Genomic DNA, 14,480 nt, shown 5'->3' on the forward strand with positions numbered 1-14,480 from the left:
AACCCGGGCGACCGGGCCGCCCCCGCAGGAAGGAGGCCCGCCATGACACCCGACCCGGACCCTCCCGGACCCGGCACGACACCCGGCCCGGACACTCCCGCGCCCGGCGCCGGGCGCGCCCGGGGCGGCGCCGGAGTGCCGCTGACGAAGACCGGAACACCGAAGGAGCCGGCGGCGTCCGGCCCGCCCGGACAGGGCGCGCCCGCACCGCGGCCGGAGGGCGGCGGGCGCGACGGGGGGCACCGGACCCGCCGCCCGTGGTCCGCGCGCCGCATCCCGGCCGCGCTGGTCGCCTCGGTGATCCTCGTGGCGGCCGTCGCCGCGCTGGCCGACGTGATCGCCGTACGGGCCGGACGCCGGTCGGCGGCCTGGCGGCGGCACCTGACCGACGCCCTGGCCACCCGCCCCGTGGACGACGTGTGGATGCTCACCGGGGCCGCCGTGGCCGCCGCCCTCGGCCTCTGGCTGCTCGTCCTGGCCCTCACCCCCGGCCTGCGCCGCTGGCTGCCGCTGCGCTCCCCCGCGCCCCGGCTGCGGGCCTCCCTGGACCGGAACGGCGCCGCCGACCTGCTGCGCGACGCCGCCCAGCGGGTCCCCGGAGTGAGCACGGCCCGCGTCAAGGTACGCCGGCACCGGGTCAAGGCCCGCGCGGACGTCCGCTTCCGCGACCCCCGGCAGGTGAAGGACGACCTCACCGCCGTCCTCGACGACGAGCGCGACCGTCTCGCCCTGGCGCGCCCGCCCCGCATCGCCGTCCGCGTGCGGCGTACCGACCGATCGTGAACACCGGGGAACACCGGGGACGGGAGCCCGCACCATGACGCCGCGAACCGTACTCAATCGCAGCCTGCTGGCCCTCGCCGGCTTGGTCCTGCTCGGCGGCGGCCTGCTGATCCTCTCCGCCGGGTTCGACGTCTACCGCGGTCGGAAGCTGGCGCCGCCGGCCGGCTGGCCCCTGACCCGCCCGGACGACGTGCTGCTCAGCTCCGCCGACCGCACCCGCTGGAGCCACCAGGGCTGGTGGTGGCCCGCGGTCATCGCCGCCCTCGCCCTCGTCGCCCTGCTCGCCCTGTGGTGGCTGCTCCGGCAACTGCGCCGGCGCGCACCGGGAGTGCTGTCCGTCGGCGGCACGCCCCCGCAGGAGGGCGTCGAACTGCGCGACCGCGCGCTCGGCGACGCGATCGCCGCAGAGTCCGGCGCTCTGCCGGAGGTGGCGCACTCGGCCGTCCGCATCACCGGCCGGACGGCCCGTCCCGGCACCCGCGTCCGGCTCACCCTCACCCCGAGGGGCGCGCCCGGCGCCGTCCTCGGCGCCCTGAGCGAAGGCCCGCTGCGGACCGCCCGCCGGTCCACGGGCCTGTCCGAGCTGCCCGCCGAGGTCCGCCTCAAGGTCGCCCGCCACACCCCGCACCGCGCGGAGTGACCGCGTCGGCCCCCTGCCCACCGGGGCCGAAGCGTCCTCCGACCGCCCGGGCGGTGCGTCCGCGGACCCGCTCCCTCCTCGGGCGCGGCGGCGGCGCTGTGCGAGGCTGAGGGGGTGACCGCTGTGGAGGACCTCAGACGCCTGCGGCGCGTGCGGGACCGCATGGACCGCGAGTACGCCGAGCCGCTGGACATGACCGTGCTGGCCCGCCACGCCCTGATGTCCCCCGGCCACTTCCAGCGCAGCTTCCGCAAGGCGTTCGGGGAGACGCCGTACAGCTATCTGATGACCCGGCGGATCGAGCGGGCCAAGGCGCTGCTGCGCCGGGGCGACCTCACCGTGACCGAGGTGTGCCTCGCGGTCGGCTGCACCTCGCTCGGCTCGTTCAGCTCGCGGTTCACCGAGCTGGTGGGCGAGACGCCGAGCGCCTACCGGGCCCGTGACCACGAGGAGAGCGCGGTGATCCCGCCCTGCGTGGCCCGCAGGCTGACCCGGCCGCGCCGCCGCCCGTACTGAGGCGCGGCCCGCCCTCCGGTCCTAGGGTGAGCTCATGGACGTGAAACTGGCGCAGTGCTTCATCGCGGTGGACGACCACGACAAGGCCATCGCCTTCTACCGCGATGTGCTGGGTCTGGAGGTCCGCAACGACGTGGGGTTCGAGGGGATGCGCTGGGTGACCATGGGCTCCCCGCTCCAGCCGGACGTCGAGATCGTGCTGGAGCCGCCGGACGCGAGCCCGGACGCCTCCCCCGCGGACAAGCAGGCGCTCAACGAACTGCTCGCCAAGGGCCTGCTGCGCGGGGTCATCTTCACCACCCCCGACTGCGACGCGCTGTTCGCCCGGGTACGGGACTCCGGCGCCGACGTCCTCCAGGAACCGACGGACCAGCCGTACGGGGTGCGTGACTGCGCCTTCCGCGACCCCGCGGGCAACCAACTGCGCTTCCTCGAACGCCCGTCGGGCTGACCCCCGGTCGCCGGCCCGATCCCCTCTACACTCCCCGCCATGACCGTTCGCTGGACGTACGCCTTCGCCGACCGCCCCGCCGCGCGCTTCTGCGAGGCCTGCGCCTTCTGGACGGCCGTCACGGGCACCCGCCTGTCCGAACGGCGCGGTGAACGGGGCGAGTTCGTCACCCTGCTGCCCGACGGGGCGGACCCGTGCGTGAAGGTGCAGGGGGTCGGCGAGGGCGACGGCGGCGCCCACATCGACCTGTGCGCCGAGGACGTGCGGGAGCTGACCGGGGCCGCCTGCCGGCTCGGCGCCCGTGTCGTGGCGGACCACGGCGACTGGGCGGTCCTGCGCTCGCCCGCCGGGCTGCCGTTCTGCGCGGTGCCCTGGCAGGGGGAGGCGCTGCGTCCGCCGGTGGTCTCCGGGAGCCGCCTGGACCAGGTGTGCCTGGACATCCCGCCCTCCGCGTACGGCGCCGAGGCCGCCTTCTGGGCCGCGCTCACCGGGTGGGAGCGGCGGGCCGGTTCCCGGCCGGAGTTCCAGGTGCTCGCACCGCCGCCGGAACTCCCCGTACGGCTGCTGCTGCAGCGGCTGGACGAGGAGCGCCCCGCCTCCGCCCATCTCGACCTCGCCTGCGCGGACGTCGCGGCGGTCCGCTCCCGGCACGAGACGCACGGGGCCGTCCCGGTCCACGAGGGCACGCACTGGACGGTGATGCGCGATCCGGCGGGTGGCGTCTACTGCCTGACCGGCCGGGACCCGGCCACCGGCGCGCTGCCGGGCGGCGCTCCGGGCGGCAGCGCCGGGTGACGGCGCTCAGGGGAAGCCTGCCGCGGGAAAGCACGGAGCCGAGGCGCCGCCGGACGCCTGCGGGGGTCCGCCGGCCGGCGGACCCGGCGGACAGCCCCTGCCCTCGCCGTCGCCGTCCCCACCGGTGCGCGGCCGCGGCGCCCCCCTGGGCCCGGGCGGTGGCGAGGAGCCGCCTGCCAGACGTACGGCCCCCGGGATGCGGTCTCTTCGCGGAGGCAGAGGGTGAGTACTCCCCCGACGGCCAAGGCCGCCGCCCACACCGTCACCGTCCACCGCCACAGCAGCCGGCGGCGCGCATCCCCCCGCCGCGTCACCCCCAGGGCTCCACGGCCACCACGGCCTCGACCGGCACCGGCCCGTACACGTGCGGGAACTCCTCCCCGCCCGGCTCGGCGGACTCGTATCTCACCGGCGCCCCGACCAGCGCCGGGTCCACGACCAGGACGACCAGCTCGTCCGGGCCGTCGTAGTCGCCGTAGAGGAAGGCGGCGACGCGCGGGAGCTGCGCGCGGGTGGAGAAGTGGATGAAGCCTTCCTCCTGGAGGGTGCGGCCCCGGGTCGACATCGCGTAGGCGCCGTGTTCGCGCGCCGCCTCCCACACGGACCGCTCGGTGATGTGCATGAGGTACGGCAGTTTCGGCATGCGGCCACGCTACGCGCCTCGGCCGCGGGTGTTCAGACGGCGCTGTTCTCCGCTCCGGTCGCCGACGGGTTCCCGCCCTCGCGCGGCCGGGCCGGGGCGCCGGGGGTGGGGCCGGGGTCGGCAAGGCCGGGGCATTGCGGGTTGCGGCACGGACCGGGGCCCCAGACCGGCACCCAGGCGCCCAGGGTCTTGTGCCGCCTGACGACGGTTTCGACGGGCTGTCCGCAGAGGGGACAGACGGGTTGGTCGCTGTCCATGTCCTCAGCGTAGAGCGGCGGCGGCCTCGGCGCTTCCTGCGGTGCGTCCGCACCGGTGCGCCGTCGCCGGAGGTGCGCACGGAGTCCGGGGTGGGCTCCGCCGGGGCGGGACCGGCGGCGAGCACCGGCATGCCCTGACCGCGGTCAGGGCAGGTCAGGTCAGGTGGGTGAGCGTGCGCCGGCCGATCTCCTTTCATGACGGCAGCGGCGGGCCCCGCACACTGTGGGAGGTGCGGGGCCCGCCCGGCCGGAGTGCCCACGGTCGTGCGGGGTCAGGAGCCGCACGGGTCCGAGGACTCCGGTTCCTTCCGGGCCGCCGGGGACGGCCGGGGCTCAGCTGGTGCGCCGGGTCACGAACTCGGCGAGCGAGAGGAGACCGCCCGCCGCCTCGGGGTCGGGCACCGCGCGGGCCAGTTCCTGCATCGCACGGGCCATCCGGTCGGCCGCCTCCGCCTGCGCCCAGTCCCGTCCGCCGGCCCGCTCCACCAGCAGCGCCGCGCGCGCGATCTCACCGGCGTCCGGCTCCCCGGGGTGCGTCTGCCCCGCGTGGGGCTTCCCGTACAGCGCGGCCAGTTCGGCCGCGGCCGGGGTGCCGGAGGTGAGCGCCGCCACCACCGGCAGCGACTTCTTGCGCGCGGCGAGATCCGCTCCGGCCGGTTTGCCGGTGCGCCGCGGGTCCCCCCATATGCCGATGACGTCGTCGATCAGCTGGAAGGCCAGCCCCGCCTGGCGGCCGAAGCCGTCCAGCGCGGCCACCTCGCCCTCCCCCGCGCCCGCGTAGAGCGCGCCGAGCGCGCAGGCACAGCCCAGCAGGGCGCCGGTCTTGGCCTCCGCCATGGCGAGCACCTCGTCCAGCGTGACCGCGTCCGGGGCGCACCGCTCCAGGTCGGTGTCGGCGTGCTGGCCGGCGCACAGCTCCACCACACAGGCCGCGAGCCGGGCTGCGGCCGGCGCTGCGCCCGGGTGCGGGTCCTCGGCGAGCAGCCGCAGGGCGAGGGCCAGGAGGGCGTCGCCGGCGAGGATCGCGTCCGTGTCACCGAACACGGTCCAGGCGGTGGGCCGGTGCCGGCGGGAGGTGTCCCGGTCCATCACGTCGTCGTGCAACAGCGTGAAGTTGTGGACCAGTTCGACCGCCGCCGCCGCACGGACGGCCGCCGCCCGGGCCGCCGGCCCGCCGAGCGCGGCGGCAGCCGCCAGCACCAGCGCGGGCCGGATCGCCTTGCCCGCGTTGCCCGCCGCCGGGGCGCCGTCCGCGTGCCGCCAGCCGAAGTGGTAGAGCGCGACCCGGCGCATGGGGCCGGGCAGCGACTCGACGGCCGCGCGCAGTTCCGGGTCGACGAGGGCACGGGTGCGCTCCAGCAGCGCCGCCGCCTCCTGCCCGTCGGGCGGGCCGGCGGCGCCTGCCGTCCGCTGCCGTGGCTCCCCCGCTGCGCCGGGACGGGGCACAGCGGGTGAGCAGCGTTGGGTCTCGGTCATGTACTCGGCCATGCTTCCCCCTCGCCAGGTCCGCGGATGCCGGCGTCGCCGGCCCGGCCGGACGCGTACCCCGGGGGCCTACCCACGGCGGCGGGCGGGGACACGGCCGTGGCGTGCGCGACCGTCACCGCCACCGGCCGATCTCGACGTTCTCCAGCACGCCCAGGGCGTCCGGCACCAGGACGGCAGCCGAGTAGTAGGCCGTGACCAGGTACTTGATGACGGCCTGCTCGTTGATGCCCATGAACCGCACCGACAGGCTCGGCTCGATCTCGTCCGGGATGCCGGACTGCCGCAGGCCGATCACCCCCTGGTCGGCCTCGCCCGTGCGCATCGCGATGACGGAGGTCGTGCGGGCCTGACTGATCGGGATCTTGTTGCACGGGTAGATCGGCACACCGCGCCACGTGGGGATGCGGTTGCCGGCGATGTCGATGGTCTCCGGGACCAGGCCGCGCTTGTTCAGCTCGCGTCCGAACGCGGCGATCGCCCGCGGGTGCGCGAGGAACAGCTTGGTGCCCCGACGGCGGCTGAGCAGCTCGTCCATGTCGTCCGGACCGGGCACGCCGTCGTGCGGCTGGATGCGCTGGTCGTACTCGCAGTTGCTGAGGAGACCGAACTCCGGGTTGTTGATCAGCTCGTGCTCCTGGCGCTCCTTGAGCGCCTCGACCGTGAGCCGCAGCTGCTGCTCGGTCTGGTTCATCGGCTGGTTGTACAGGTCGGCCACGCGCGTGTGGATGCGCAGCACGGTCTGGGCGATGCTCAGCTCGTACTCGCGCGGCCTGGGCTCGTAGTCGACGAACGTGTGCGGGATGTCGGGCTCGCCGGAGTGGCCGGCCGCCAGCTCGACCTCCTTCTCGCCGTACTTGTTGGTGCGCTGGCGGGGGAGCGAGCGCACGCGTTCCAGGTGCTCCCGGAGGGTGTCGGAGCGCTCGGCGACCTGCTCGAAGTCCTGCCGGCCGAGGACCAGCACCGTGCACGCCGTGTCCGCGCGGGCCGTGTACTCCCAGATGGCGTCCGGGTCGAGCAGTGCCTGGTCGCCGAAGTAGGCGCCGTCGGCGAGGACTCCGAGGACGGCGTCGTCGCCGTACGGGCCCGTGCCGATCTTCTCCACCCGGCCGTGGGCGAGCAGGTGGACCGCGTCCGTGCGGTTGCCGAAGTCGGCGATCACCTCGCCCGGGGCGAACTCGCGCTGACGGCAGCGCCGGGCCAGTTCCGTCAGCACCTCCTCGTCCTCGTACGACCGCAGGGCCGGCAGCTCCCCGAGTTCGGCCGGGATGACCTCCACCTGGTCCCCGGTCTTCACGAAGGTGATGCGGCCGTCGCCGACGGCGTACGTCAGCCGCCTGTTCACCCGGTACGTGCCGCCCTGGACGTCCACCCAGGGGAGCGTGCGCAGCAGCCAGCGGGAACTGATCTCCTGCATCTGCGGAACGGACTTGGTGGTGGTGGCCAGGTTCCGCGCGGCCGCCGTCCCGAGGGACTGCTGCGGCCTGCCCTGATCCGTGCGGACCTCTTCGCCTACCGACATAAGGAAATGCCCTCCCATGTATGCCCGGCGCCCGAACTCGCACCGGGCACCGGTCTCGGGCCCGAGCCTTCCATCACACAGTGTGCGCATGCCATTACCCGAAAGAGCGGGAATGGATCATCGCACTACTGGGCACAAAGAGGGATTCGCGTCGCGCCCCGCCGGGCGTGCCGGGTGTCCGGATCGGCTCGCACAGTGTGCGAAGGATGTGTCCGGGCACGTCCGTCCTCGGTACAAGCAAGCAGGACGAATCGGCCGCGTCCGGCGGCCGGTCGGGCACGGCGCGAAGGAGTCGGTCATGGCCCCACCCATGTCGGCGAGACGGTTTCTGGACGCGTTGCGGGCGGAGGGCGCCACGGTCGTCGAGGTCGGCGACTGGCAGCACCACAACCGCAATCACAAGGGGCCCTGGGGCCCGGTCCACGGCGTGATGATCCACCACACGGTGACCCGGGGCAGTGCGCAGACCGTGGAGATGTGCCGCGACGGCTACGCCGAGCTCCCCGGTCCGCTGTGCCACGGCGTGATCACCAAGGACGGCACGGTCCACCTGGTCGGCTACGGCCGCGCCAACCACGCCGGGCTCGGCGACGACGAGGTGCTGCGCGCGGTGATCGCCGAGAAGGGGCTGCCGCCGGACAACGAGGCGAACACCGACGGCAACCGGCACTTCTACGGCTTCGAGTGCGAGAACATGGGCGACGGGAAGGATCCGTGGCCGCCGGAGCAGCTGGACGCGATCGAACGGGTCGCCGCCGCGGTGTGCCGCCACCACGGCTGGACGGAGCGGTCGGTCATCGGGCACCTGGAGTGGCAACCGGGCAAGGTGGACCCGCGTGGCTTCACGATGGCGTGGCTCAGGGAGCGGGTGCGGGCACGGCTGAAGGGGTAGCGGCACGGGGGCGCGGCCGTCCTCCGGGTCCGGCGCCGCGGCCGACCCGGCAGCACCGCGCGAGCGCGGGCCGCCCGTCCGGGGCGCGGGTGCGCACAGGGGCGGGCCGCGCTCGGGGCGCCGCCCTCGCCGCGGGCCGGCGGCAGCTGCCCGCGCAGCCTCCGCGCCGGGCGACAATGAAGCCGTGACCGGCCCGGACATGCTCGCCCCCCGCCTTCCGTCCCCCCTCCAGGAGGTGCCGGACGACCGCTTCGCCCGCCGAGGGCTGCGTCTGCTGCTGAAGCGGGACGACCTCATCCACCCGGAGCTGATCGGCAACAAGTGGCGCAAGCTGGTGCCGAACATCGCGGCGGCGGGGGGCCGCCCCCTGGTCACCTTCGGCGGGGCCTACTCCAACCACCTGCGGGCCACCGCCGCCGCAGGCCGCCTCCTCGGCTTCCCCACGGTCGGCGTGGTGCGCGGCGAGGAACTGGCCGGCCGCCCGCTCAACCCGTCCCTGGCCCGGTGCGCGGCCGACGGCATGCGCCTGCACTTCACCGACCGGACCACGTACCGGCACAAGTCCGAGCCCGGCGTCCTGGCCGCGATCCTGCGCGCGGCCGGCGCCGAGGGGGCGTACGTCGTCCCCGAGGGCGGCAGCAACACGGAGGCGGTGCGCGGCTGCCGCGCTCTCGGCGAGGAACTGAGCGAGCACGCGGACGTCGTCGCGGTCGCCTGCGGCACCGGCGGGACCCTGGCCGGCCTGGCCGCCGGGCTGCCGGCCGGCCGGCGCGCGCTCGGCATCCCGGTCCTGAAGGGGGGCTTCCTGGACGGCGGCGTCCAGGCCCTGCAGGAACGCGCCTTCGGCGCCCGCTGCGGCGACTGGTCGCTGGACGACCGCTTCCACTGCGGCGGTTACGCCCGTACGACACCGGACCTCGAGGCGTTCGCACAGGACTTCGAGCAGCGGCACGGACTGGCCGTGGAACGTCTCTATGTCGCCAAATTGCTGTACGCCCTCGTGGCCCTCGCGGAGGAGGGCGCCTTCGATCGCGGGACGACGGTCGCCGCCGTGGTCACGGGAAGGCCCTTTCCGTGAGCCCGCGCTAACCGGCCTCCCGGTAGGCCGCCGCCTCCTCCAGGTCGAGGCGTCTGAGCAGGGCGCGGAGCATCTCGTCGTCGATGTGGCGGTGGTCGCGGAGCCTGACGAAGACCTCGCGTTCCGCGCCGATCATCTCGCGGGACAGCCGGCGGTAGGTGTCGTCCACGGACTCGCCGGTGACCGGGTTGACCTGGCCGAGCCGTTCCCACACGGCGTTGCGGCGGCGCTCCAGGACGGCGCGCAGCCGGTCGGCGAGCGGCGGCGGCAGGGTGTTGCGCTCGTCGGAGAGGAGTTCGTCGAGGCGGCTCTCGGCGGCCCGCGAGGCCTGGGCCTGGGCGTTGGCCTCGGCGAGGGTCTCGGCCTGCCGGTCGCGGCCGGGGAACCTCAGCAGCCGGATCAGCGGGGGCAGGGTGACGCCCTGGACGACCAGGGTGCCGATGACGGTGGTGAAGGTCAGGAAGAGGACCAGGTTGCGGGGGCCGTCGGCCATGGTCGGCGGGATGGCGAAGGCGATGGCCAGGGAGACCACCCCGCGCATGCCGGCCCACGAGGTGACCATCGCGCCCCGCCAGGTGGGGTTCGCCTCGCGTGCCCTGATCCGCGCCGACAGCATCCGGGGCAGGAAGGTGGCCGGATAGACCCAGACGAACCGGGCCACGACCACGACCAGGAAGACGGCCGCGGCGTACCAGACGGCGGAGGCGCCCTCGTACTCCCCGAGGCGTTTGAGGACGATCGGCAGTTGCAGGCCGATCAGGGCGAACACCGCGGACTCCAGCACGAAGGCGACCATCTTCCACACCGCCTCCTCCTGGAGCCGGGTGGCGAAGTCGACCTCCCACGCGCGGTGGCCCAGGTACAGGGCGACGACCACGACGGCGAGCACTCCGGAGGCGTGCGCCTGCTCGGCGACCCCGTAGGCGACGAACGGGATCAGCAGGGAGAGGGTGTTCTGCAGCAGGGGTTCGGTCAGATGCGTCCGCAGCCAGTGCAGGGGCGCCATGAGGACGAGGCCGATCCCGACGCCGCCGACCGCGGCGAGCACGAACTCGCCGATCCCGCCCGCCCAGGTGGCCCCGGCGCCGACGGCCGCGCCGAGCGCCACCTTGTAGGCGGTGATCGCGGTGGCGTCGTTCAGCAGGGACTCGCCCTGCAGGACGGTGGTGATCCGGGAGGGCAGGCCGACCCGGCGGGCGACCGCCGTGGCGGCCACCGCGTCCGGTGGGGCCACCACGGCGCCCAGCACCAGGGCGGCGGGCAGCGACAGCCCGGGGACGATCAGATGGGCGGCCCAGCCGACGACGATCGTCGCGAAGAGGACGTAGCCCACCGAGAGCAGCGCCACCGGCCGCACTTGCGCCCGCAGGTCCAGGTAGGAGCTGTCCCCGGCCGAGGTGTACAGCAGCGGGGGCAGCAGCAGCGGCAGGACGATGTGCGGGTCCAGGGTGTAGGACGGCACCCCGGGGACGTAGGACACCGCAAGCCCGGCCGCGACCAGCAGCAGGGGCGCCGGCGCGGGAGTGCGCCGGGCCGCCGCGGCCACCGCGGCGCTGCCCGCCACCAGCAACAGCAGGGGCATCACGTCCATGGTTCTCGCCCACCCTTTTTCTTCCGCGCGCTCACCCGCACGCCCGACGTAATCTGGCAATCATGAAACAGTGCACGCACGCCGACGCGCTGCCGCACCCGGAACCGGAGCCGCTGGACGAGACCTGCCCGGAGTGCCGGCGGGACGGCACGCACCCGGTGCAGCTGCGGCTGTGCCTCACCTGCGGCCACGTCGGCTGCTGCGACTCCTCGCCGGGGCGGCACGCGACGGAGCACCACGGGCGGACCGGTCATCCGGTGATGCGGACCTTCGAGCCCGGTGAGGACTGGCGGTGGTGCTTCGTGGACCACGTGCTCGTCTGAGTGTTCTCCTTCCACCGCGTTCTCGTGTGACACTGCTGGGGGCGGTGACAGCACGACGGTTCGAGCGTCTGACGTCTGGGTACGTCAATCCGGCGCACGCTCTCCCATTTGGGCCCGCAGACCCTCTAGACACGGAGCGTATCCACAGCTTTACTGTGAGTGACGCCAGGGGGTTGGGGTCCCGGGACAGGAATGTCCGGAGCGCGATAGCGTCACCGCTTGAACCACGTACGCGTTACCCCCGGGGGCGACCCCGGCCCCGTAAGTCTTGTACCACCATGGAGGTGAGGGTGTCCCAGATCGCAGGCGAGCCCGCGGCGAACCAGGACTTCGTGGAAGTCCGGCTGCCGGCTGCGGGTGCCTACCTGTCGGTGCTGCGGACGGCCACGGCCGGTCTGGCGGCCCGCTTGGACTTCACCCTGGACGAGATCGAGGACCTGCGCATCGCCGTGGACGAGGCCTGCGCGATCCTGCTCCAGCAAGCCGTCCCCGGTTCGGTGCTCAGCTGCGTCTTCCGGCTCGTCGACGACTCGCTGGAGGTCACGGTGTCGGCGCCGACGACGGACGGCCACGCCCCCTCGCGGGACACGTTCGCCTGGACCGTGCTGTCGGCCCTCGCGGGCAAGGTCTCGTCCGCCGTGGACGAGGACAAGACGGTGTCGATCAGCCTCTACAAACAGCGCGGCGCGGGCCCCGGCCCGGCGTGAGGAACGGGGAAGGTCCGGTGCGGGACGAAGAGCGCGGCACACGGGAGCTGCCGGCCGGGGACGGGGGCGCCCCCTGGACGGGTAGAGCCGGGACCTGCGGGGAGACCCCGCGGGACGGTTCCCGGCGCATGGCGGACGGCATCGACGGCATCCCCGAGCAGGCCAGGCCGCACCCGGAGGACGACTCCGCGCCGGCCGGCGGCGACGGTGCCGCACAGGGCGCGCCGCCCGGGGCCGGCGGCGGTGCCGGGTCCGCCGTCCGCGCGGGGGCGGGGGCGCGTGGAAGGGCGACGGGCGGGACGATGAGCGAGCACGAGCGATACGCCGACGACGACGCGCCGGTCGCGGAGGCCGTGCAGGCCGCAGCCCACACGCCCCAGGACCGCAGCGGGGCGCGGGCGATGTTCGTCGAGCTGCGCAAGCTGGACGCGGGCAGCCCGGAGTACGCGGAGCTGCGCAACAAGCTGGTCCGCATGCACCTGCCGCTCGTCGAGCACCTGGCGCGCCGGTTCCGCAACCGCGGCGAGCCGCTGGACGACCTCACCCAGGTCGCCACGATCGGGCTGATCAAGTCCGTGGACCGGTTCGACCCGGAGCGCGGCGTGGAGTTCTCCACCTACGCCACCCCGACCGTCGTCGGCGAGATCAAGCGGCACTTCCGCGACAAGGGCTGGGCGGTCCGGGTGCCGCGCCGGCTGCAGGAGCTGCGCCTGTCGCTGACCACCGCGACGGCCGAGCTGTCCCAGCTGCACGGCCGCTCCCCCACGGTGCACGAGCTGGCCGAGAGGCTCGCGATCTCCGAGGAGGAGGTCCTGGAGGGCCTGGAGTCGGCGAACGCCTACTCGACGCTGTCCCTGGACGTCCCCGACACCGACGACGAGTCCCCGGCGGTCGCCGACACCCTGGGCGCCGAGGACGAGGCGCTGGAGGGCGTGGAGTACCGGGAGTCCCTCAAGCCGCTGCTGGAGGACCTGCCGCCGCGCGAGAAGCGCATCCTGCTGCTGCGCTTCTTCGGGAACATGACCCAGTCGCAGATCGCGCAGGAGGTCGGCATCTCCCAGATGCACGTCTCCCGGCTGCTGGCCCGCACCCTGGCGCAGCTCAGGGAGAAGCTCCTCGTCGAGGAGTGAGCGCCCCAAGGGAGCTCCGGTCCAGGTGAGCATCGGCCGAGGCTTCAGCACCGGTCGAGGAGTCAGCGGAGTCAGCGCTGCTCGCTGCGGCCCGGTCCCCTGATCCCGAGGGCCCGGGTCGTCTCGCCGTTGACCACGAGCACCAGCGTCGCCACGGCGACCACCGCGAGGGCGATACCGGCCGGGACGGCCATGCTGTCGGCCTGGAGCAGGCTGTAGGCCACGGGAAGCGCCATGAGCTGCGTGATCACGGCGGGGCCCCGGCTCCAGCTGCGCCGCAGCAGCAGACCGCGCGCGGCGAGCAGCGGCAGCAGCGCGAGCACGGCCAGGGTGATCCCGAGCGTGACGGCCTGCTGCCGGCCGTCCGGTTCACCGGTGAGCCCGAGCACGAGCACCCACAGGCCGCCGACCACCAGGGCGGCCCCCTCCAGCGCGGTCAGCGCCGCCGCGTACGTCAGCCGGCGCGGGCGGGGCTGCGCGGTCGCGGCGGCTGCGGCGGTGTCCGGGGCGGGGTTCGGCTGACTGCTCACTCCAGCAGGGTAGCCCTCCCGGCCGAGCGGTCGGCCGCGGCCCGCTCCGCCGGGCCCGCGCTCCGGTCTCTCACCGTATTCCCACCGTCTCTCACCGGATCCCCACCTCGGTCTGGGCCGGATACCCCCCAGTAGGTACGCTGCCATGCATGCGTGCACTTCTCGTGGTCAACCCGGCGGCAACCACCACAAGCGCACGCAGACGGGACGTACTGATCCACGCGCTGGCGAGCGAGATGAAGCTGGAGGCGGTCACCACCGAGTACCGCGGCCATGCCCGCGACCTCGCCCGGCAGGCGGCGGAGAGCGACGACATCGACCTGGTGGTGGCGCTCGGCGGCGACGGCACGGTCAACGAGGTGGTCAACGGCCTCCTGCACGCGGGCCCCGATCCGGAGCGGCTGCCCGGCCTGGCCGTCGTCCCCGGCGGCTCCACGAACGTCTTCGCCCGGGCCCTGGGGCTGCCCAACGACCCGGTGGAGGCCACCGGCGCGCTGCTGGACGCGCTGCGCGAGGGCAGCGAGCGGGTCGTGGGCCTCGGACTCACCTCGGGCACGCCGGGCACCGAGGACGAGTCGGTGCCGGCCCGCTGGTTCACCTTCAACGCCGGGCTCGGGTTCGACGCGGGCGTGGTGGGGCGGGTCGAGCAGCAGCGCGAGCGCGGGAAGAGGTCGACGCACGCGCTCTACGTCCGCCAGGTGGTCCGGCAGTTCCTCGGCGAGCCGAACCGCCGGCACGGCACGATCACGCTGGAGCGGCCGGGCGCCGACCCGATCGAGGACCTGGTCGTCGCGATAGTCTCGAACACGTCCCCGTGGACGTATCTCGGCAACCGCCCGATGTACACGTCACCCAAGGCCTCGTTCGATCTCGGCATCGACGTGCTGGGTCTCAGCCGTCTGTCGACGGCCGCGGTCGCCCGGTATGGCACCCAGTTGCTCACTTCGTCCCCCGAGCGCGGACCCCAGGGCAAGCACGCCGTCTCGCTGCACGATCTGGACCGGTTCACCTTGCATTCGAAGGTTCCCCTGCCCCTTCAGATGGACGGTGACCACCTGGGGCTGCGTACGAGCGTGACGTTCACAGGCGTACGCCGTGCACTGCGTGTGATTGTGTGAGCGGAAGGGGCAAAAGTCC

17 protein-coding genes are annotated in these 14,480 nt (G+C 74.2%); 11 read left to right on the forward strand and 6 right to left on the reverse strand.

Translation table 11 applies throughout. The features are described from left to right. The first annotated feature begins 42 nt into the window (after positions 1-42). The 5 genes from ABZ261_RS04510 (at position 43) to ABZ261_RS04530 (ending at position 3,185) form a co-directional block, all read left to right on the forward strand. Positions 43-783: a DUF6286 domain-containing protein gene (locus ABZ261_RS04510; RefSeq protein ID WP_356855187.1), complete on the forward strand. Its 741-nt coding sequence runs from the start codon at positions 43-45 to the stop codon at positions 781-783. A 34-nt stretch (positions 784-817) separates the two neighbouring features. Next, positions 818-1,423: an alkaline shock response membrane anchor protein AmaP gene (locus tag ABZ261_RS04515; RefSeq protein WP_356855189.1), complete on the forward strand. Its 606-nt coding sequence runs from the start codon at positions 818-820 to the stop codon at positions 1,421-1,423. 114 nt (positions 1,424-1,537) lie between these two features. Continuing rightward, positions 1,538-1,939 (forward strand): helix-turn-helix transcriptional regulator, encoded by a 402-nt coding sequence (locus ABZ261_RS04520; RefSeq protein ID WP_356855191.1) that lies wholly within the window; start codon positions 1,538-1,540, stop codon positions 1,937-1,939. 34 nt (positions 1,940-1,973) lie between these two features. Beyond that, a complete protein-coding gene (locus ABZ261_RS04525; RefSeq protein ID WP_356855192.1) occupies positions 1,974-2,390 on the forward strand; it encodes a VOC family protein in 417 nt (138 codons plus the stop codon). A gap of 39 nt (positions 2,391-2,429) precedes the next feature. Beyond that, entirely contained in the window at positions 2,430-3,185 is a 756-nt protein-coding gene (locus ABZ261_RS04530; protein WP_356855193.1) for a VOC family protein, read from the forward strand. Positions 3,186-3,495: 310 nt separating this feature from the next. On the opposite strand, the gene ABZ261_RS04535 is transcribed toward ABZ261_RS04530, so the two are convergent. The 4 genes from ABZ261_RS04535 to ABZ261_RS04550 all read right to left on the reverse strand — a co-directional run bounded on the left by ABZ261_RS04535 (position 3,496) and on the right by ABZ261_RS04550 (position 7,092). Then, entirely contained in the window at positions 3,496-3,828 is a 333-nt protein-coding gene (locus tag ABZ261_RS04535) for a DUF952 domain-containing protein (RefSeq protein ID WP_356855195.1), read from the reverse strand. 32 nt (positions 3,829-3,860) lie between these two features. After that, positions 3,861-4,085 (reverse strand): hypothetical protein, encoded by a 225-nt coding sequence (locus tag ABZ261_RS04540; protein ID WP_356855197.1) that lies wholly within the window; start codon positions 4,083-4,085, stop codon positions 3,861-3,863. 333 nt (positions 4,086-4,418) lie between these two features. Then, positions 4,419-5,573, reverse strand: a complete 1,155-nt coding sequence (locus ABZ261_RS04545) for a family 2 encapsulin nanocompartment cargo protein polyprenyl transferase (protein WP_356855198.1) — start codon at positions 5,571-5,573, stop codon at positions 4,419-4,421. Between the two features lie 112 nt (positions 5,574-5,685). Then, a complete protein-coding gene (locus tag ABZ261_RS04550; RefSeq protein ID WP_356855200.1) occupies positions 5,686-7,092 on the reverse strand; it encodes a family 2B encapsulin nanocompartment shell protein in 1,407 nt (468 codons plus the stop codon). A gap of 298 nt (positions 7,093-7,390) precedes the next feature. Here ABZ261_RS04550 and ABZ261_RS04555 point away from each other — a divergent pair, with 298 nt between their 5' ends. Together ABZ261_RS04555 and ABZ261_RS04560 are read left to right on the forward strand one after the other, a co-directional pair. After that, the gene (locus ABZ261_RS04555; RefSeq protein WP_356855201.1) at positions 7,391-7,984 is read left to right on the forward strand and encodes an N-acetylmuramoyl-L-alanine amidase; all 594 of its coding nucleotides are present in this window, start codon (positions 7,391-7,393) and stop codon (positions 7,982-7,984) included. 199 nt (positions 7,985-8,183) lie between these two features. After that, positions 8,184-9,062 carry a pyridoxal-phosphate dependent enzyme gene (locus ABZ261_RS04560; protein ID WP_356855557.1) on the forward strand — a complete coding sequence of 293 codons (879 nt, stop codon included), beginning with the start codon at positions 8,184-8,186 and terminating at the stop codon, positions 9,060-9,062. A gap of 7 nt (positions 9,063-9,069) precedes the next feature. Here the strand turns inward: ABZ261_RS04560 and ABZ261_RS04565 are convergent, their stop codons facing one another. Beyond that, positions 9,070-10,653 carry a Na+/H+ antiporter gene (locus ABZ261_RS04565; RefSeq protein WP_356855203.1) on the reverse strand — a complete coding sequence of 528 codons (1,584 nt, stop codon included), beginning with the start codon at positions 10,651-10,653 and terminating at the stop codon, positions 9,070-9,072. Between the two features lie 62 nt (positions 10,654-10,715). On the opposite strand from ABZ261_RS04565, the gene ABZ261_RS04570 reads away from it, so the two are divergent. The 3 genes from ABZ261_RS04570 to ABZ261_RS04580 all read left to right on the forward strand — a co-directional run bounded on the left by ABZ261_RS04570 (position 10,716) and on the right by ABZ261_RS04580 (position 12,813). Then, a complete protein-coding gene (locus ABZ261_RS04570; RefSeq protein ID WP_356855205.1) occupies positions 10,716-10,976 on the forward strand; it encodes a UBP-type zinc finger domain-containing protein in 261 nt (86 codons plus the stop codon). A 290-nt stretch (positions 10,977-11,266) separates the two neighbouring features. After that, positions 11,267-11,683 carry an anti-sigma regulatory factor gene (locus ABZ261_RS04575; protein ID WP_009190566.1) on the forward strand — a complete coding sequence of 139 codons (417 nt, stop codon included), beginning with the start codon at positions 11,267-11,269 and terminating at the stop codon, positions 11,681-11,683. After that, positions 11,680-12,813: an RNA polymerase sigma factor SigF gene (locus ABZ261_RS04580; RefSeq protein ID WP_356855207.1), complete on the forward strand. Its 1,134-nt coding sequence runs from the start codon at positions 11,680-11,682 to the stop codon at positions 12,811-12,813. The genes ABZ261_RS04575 and ABZ261_RS04580 overlap by 4 nt, the downstream gene beginning before the upstream one ends. A gap of 71 nt (positions 12,814-12,884) precedes the next feature. Here ABZ261_RS04580 and ABZ261_RS04585 read toward each other — a convergent pair whose 3' ends face one another. After that, on the reverse strand, positions 12,885-13,343 hold the full coding sequence (locus tag ABZ261_RS04585; protein ID WP_356855209.1) for a hypothetical protein: 459 nt from the start codon (positions 13,341-13,343) through the stop codon (positions 12,885-12,887). Between the two features lie 149 nt (positions 13,344-13,492). Here ABZ261_RS04585 and ABZ261_RS04590 point away from each other — a divergent pair, with 149 nt between their 5' ends. Next, positions 13,493-14,461, forward strand: coding sequence for a diacylglycerol kinase family protein (locus tag ABZ261_RS04590; protein ID WP_356855211.1), 969 nt, complete (start codon positions 13,493-13,495; stop codon positions 14,459-14,461). Positions 14,462-14,480 lie beyond the last annotated feature (19 nt).

Origin of the sequence: Streptomyces sp. NPDC006193, assembly GCF_040613915.1 — a bacterium.
Taxonomy (GTDB): domain Bacteria; phylum Actinomycetota; class Actinomycetes; order Streptomycetales; family Streptomycetaceae; genus Streptomyces.